General features: G+C 70.6%; 3 protein-coding genes. 2 read left to right on the forward strand and 1 reads right to left on the reverse strand.

The annotated features are described in order from the left end of the window. Positions 1 to 2163: 3'-5' exonuclease (locus AB4Y86_RS13020; RefSeq protein ID WP_441402639.1), on the forward strand; the 2163-nt coding region annotated here is incomplete at its 5' end. Between the two features lie 9 nt (positions 2164 to 2172). Here the strand turns inward: AB4Y86_RS13020 and AB4Y86_RS13025 are convergent. Continuing rightward, a complete protein-coding gene (locus AB4Y86_RS13025) occupies positions 2173 to 3552 on the reverse strand; it encodes a phosphotransferase (RefSeq protein ID WP_441402640.1) in 1380 nt (459 codons plus the stop codon). 181 nt (positions 3553 to 3733) lie between these two features. On the opposite strand from AB4Y86_RS13025, the gene AB4Y86_RS13030 reads away from it, so the two are divergent. Further along, a partial coding sequence (locus tag AB4Y86_RS13030) for an NUDIX-like domain-containing protein (RefSeq protein ID WP_441402641.1) occupies positions 3734 to 4376 on the forward strand: 643 nt, incomplete at its 3' end.

The following is a 4376-nucleotide window of genomic DNA, read 5'->3' on the forward strand; positions in this document are numbered from 1 at the left end:
CTGCTGGACACTCCCGAGATCGTCGATCTGGCCATGGCCGTGCTCTGCCGTCGACGAGCCCAGATGGAGTGCATCCGCCGCGAATTCGAGCTGCGCGGGATTCCGTACGAGATCGTGGGTCTGGGCGGGCTGCTGGACACTCCCGAGATCGTCGATCTGGTCGCCACCCTCCGGGTGCTGGCCGACCCGGGCCGCTCGGACTCGCTGATGCGGCTGCTGGCCGGAGCCCGCTGGCGGATCGGTCCGGCGGACCTGATGGCGTTCCGCGACTGGTCAAGCTTCCTGGCCCGGCGCCGCGGCCGCCCCGGCACTCCCGGTGCCTCCGAGGGCGCCGGCGGCGATGATACGGACACCGGCAGCGACGCCGACGACGCAGTCATCGAAGGCGACCTCACCGACGCCGCGAGCCTCGTCGAGGCCCTGGACTGGCTGCCCCGCCCGGACTGGACCTCCGCGCATGGCCGGCAGCTCAGCCCGGCAGCGCGGGAACGGCTGCAGCGGCTTTCCGCCGAACTCCGGCAACTGCGCAGTTTCATGGGTGACGATCTGAGCACGCTCCTCGGCGAAGTCGAACGAGCCATGCTCCTGGACATCGAGGTCGCAGCCCGGCCCGGCATCAGCATCCACCAGGCCCGGCGCAACCTGGACGCCTTCCAGGACGCCGCCGCCGGGTTCCTGCACACCTCGCAGCGGGTGGACGTACTCGCCTTCCTGGCCTGGCTGGAGGCGGCGGCCGCCGAGGAAAACGGCCTCGACGCCGCCGCGCCGGAAGTCAACCATGAGGCCGTGCAACTCCTGACCGTCCATGCGTCGAAGGGGCTGGAGTGGGACGTCGTGTTCGTGCCGGGCCTCAACGCCGGGGCTTTTCCCAGCAGCCGGGATTCTCGCTGGAGCAGCGGGTCGGCCGCGCTGCCCTGGCCACTCCGCGGCGACCGCGCCGACCTGCCGCAGTGGGACCTGGACCAGCCGGACCAAAAGGGCTGGCTTGACGCCGAGAAGGACTTCAAGGCCGCCGTCCAGGTCCACGGGGAAGCCGAGGAACGACGCCTGGCCTATGTGGCCTACACCCGCGCCAAGCACGTGTTGTGGGTTTCCAGCGCCGCCTGGGTGGGTTCCCGGGCGGGACTGGCCGGGATGTCGCCGTTCCTGGCCGAGCTCGAAACCTTGAATTCGTCCGGGGCTGCCGAGATCCATCCGCGCTCCGTCGCGGAGGAGTCCCTGCCGGAGGAAAGTCCGCTGACCAGCGAACTCGAGCTGGCGCTGTGGCCCTATGATCCGCTGGAAGGGCCCGTCCACCCGCGCACCGGGGTCCGGCTTCGGCTCCTGCCAGGGCGCCGGGCCGCCATGGCGGCCGCCGCCGGCCGCGTCCTGGAGCGGCTGGAACGGCCCGACGCCGGCTTGTTGCCCGCTCCGGCCGGCTCGGTCCACTCCAGTTCGGATCCTGCGGGTTCGGTGCCCGGGGCGCGGCAGTTGCGTGGCCAGGCGGGGGGCTGGGCGCAGGAAGCGGCGACCCTGCTGGACCGGCGTTCACGCCGGGCCTCGGGCCAGGACGTGCACTTGCCGGGACACATCTCCGCCTCCACCCTGGTGGACCTGGATGACGACCCAGCCTCCGTGGTCGCCCGGCTGCGGCGCCCCGTCCCGCGCGAGCCAGGGATGTCCGCCCGCAAGGGGACGGCCTTCCACGCGTGGGTGGAAGAGTATTTCGGTACCGCCGGGATGCTGGACCTCGGCGAAGCGGCCGGCTCGGACGACCACATCGACGAGGCCTACGGGCTGGACGCCATGGTGGAGACCTTCCGCCGGTCCGAATGGGCCCACCGGGCGCCTGCGCATGTCGAAGTGCCGGTGGAAACCCGGATCGGCGACGTGGTGGTCCGCGGACGCATTGACGCCGTCTTCCGGGACACCGACGGCCGCTGGGACCTCGTGGATTGGAAGACCGGGCGCCGGCCCGCGGCCGGCCAGCTCAAGACCAGGGCAGTACAGCTCGCCGTCTACCGGCTGGCATGGTCCCGGCTCAAAGGCGTCCCGCTCGAGGATGTCCGGGCGGCGTTCTATTATGTGGCCGACGACGCGGTGGTGCGCCCGCACGATCTGGGCTCCGCGGAACGGCTGGAGGAGATAGTCGCTGCGGCGTTGGGGAGTACTGCGGCCAGCTAGCGTCTCACGCTAGCGGCGCGGATCCGGAACGACTGTCAGTGCCGTGGTGGAGGTGTCATCCGCCGCTGACGGGGCGGCAGGGGAAGGGGTTGCGTCCCCGTGGGTGCCGTCAGCGGTGTTCTTGTTCTCGGCGGCACCCTCGGCAGCCGTGGCACCAGACGCGCCGCCGTCGTCGGTGCCGTCGTCCGCGTGGCTGGCGGTGTCGGTCCTGCCCGCTGCCGAGCCGGCGAAGCCTCCGTCGTTCTGCGAAGGAGCGGGAGCCTCGTCGCGGGGGATCGGCGTGACCTGCACCGCGGGCACCGCAGAGCCGGCGGACCCCAATTCGGGCCCGGGCCCGGTCGCCGCGCCAGGATCTTCCGGCCCTATCGGCTGCACGGTCACGGCGGGCTGCACGCTGACGGCCGGGTGCGCTGCTGGGGCGGGCTGCACGGTCAGGGCGGGCTGGGGCAGTGGTTCGACGCTGATCGGCTGGCCGCCGTGCTCTGCGACGTCGTCGGCCAGCACCGCCAGCATGGACTCTGCCTCGTCGATCATGGTCTGGTCTTCTGCCGCGAGCCCCTTGACCAGGTACTGCGCCAAGGCGAACTCCGCGGACAACGCGGCGCGTCGAAGCAGATGCGAGTCGGGCGCGTCCCGGCGGCTCGAGGTGTACTGAGCCAACACCGTATCCACAAAGTCCTGGTCATTGGAGGCAACCAGCCAGGCCATGTCGTCGGCCGGATCCCCGATGCGCAGGTCCGTCCAGCCTGTCACGGCGGTGACCTTCTCGCCGTCGACCAGCAGGTTGTCCTCATGCAGATCGCCGTGCACCACGCTGGGGTTGAAGCGCCACAGCGAGACGTCTTCCAGCGCGTGCTCCCAGCGACGCAGCAGCAGCGGCGGGATCTTGCCCGTCGTTGCGGCCTGGTCCAGTTCATTGAGCCGGCGCTGTCGGAACTCGTTCGGCGTGTAGCTCGGAAGGTCGGCGTTGCTGACCAGGGTATGCGGCAGATCATGGATCGCCGCGAGGGCAGCGCCGAGTTCCCGCGCCAGCCCGGCCGAGCCGGCGCTAAGCTCCTCCACCGAGCGGGTGGCGCCGGACAGGTGAGAGTAGACAAAGGTGCTGAGCGTCCCCTGCCGGACGCTTCCGGCCACGGTGGGCATCAGGAAGGGAAGTTCGGCGCGGATGCCGGGAGTGAACGCGCGCAGCACCAGGAACTCGGTTTCAAGGCGTGCGCTCGCCTCGGCATGCCGGGGCGAGCGGACCCGCCAATGTTTACCTTCGGAGTCCAAGAGGAGGGCGGAATCGAAGTCTGCCGGATCGTCGGGCGCGGAGCTCGCGGCGGTCGGGGTCAGGCCGGGCACTGCCGCCGTCGCTATGGCTGCCAGTTCGATTGGTTTTCTTCTCACGCATCCACGGTAGAGCGAGCCGCGCCGATGACGGCGATGCAGGACGGCGAGTCTGAAAGATCGGCGCGAAATAGCGCCGCACGGCTCCAACGCGCGCCACCGTCCCGGGATTGCGGTCCGCCGCCCRCTTGGGCTGCCCTGGGAAATGTCAATTGTCAGCGGGGGTCGGTACGGTGGGTACATGAGTCTTGCGGAGTCACCAGAGTCCGGAACCGGGCCAAAAGCCGGGCAAAGTACGGCACCGATCGATCCTGAAGGGGCATGCCCGGACCCGGCCGCTCCGGCCGGATCGGCGACCGCTGACGTGCCGACGGCGGCCGGGGCCGGCCCGGCGGCCAACAGCCTGCGCGACACTGTTCTTCCCTTGCGTCCGGCGCTGATTGACCGCGGCACCGCGGCCAGGATGAAGCCCGCGATGCTGGAGGAGCTGCTGCGATCCAGCGGTGCTCAGGCACTGCTCCTGTCCCGGCGCCAGGCCCTGGTCAGCGGCGAGGGCCTCGTGTTCGTGGACGCGGCCAGCCTCGCCGCCCGGCTCCGGGGAACCCCCTATGCCCCCGAGCAAGTGATCTATCTTGGCGCGGCGCTGCCCGGAGCCGGCGTGCCGGAGGGAACGCAGTACGTCCTGTTCATCCTTCCGGAACAATTCGAAGTCCGCGCCGAGCCCTTCGAGCAGCACGTCGAGGGCATCCCCGCGGGGGCGCAGTGGGCGGGTTTCCGGGAGGTGGCAGCCCAGCTGGACCCCACCCACACCGCGCTGTTCATCGAGGCCAGCGCGATCGCCAACTGGCACGCCGCACACATACACTGTCCGCGCTGCGGCGCCG

Source organism: Arthrobacter sp. 2YAF22_2, assembly GCF_052114645.1.
Lineage (GTDB): Bacteria > Actinomycetota > Actinomycetes > Actinomycetales > Micrococcaceae > Arthrobacter.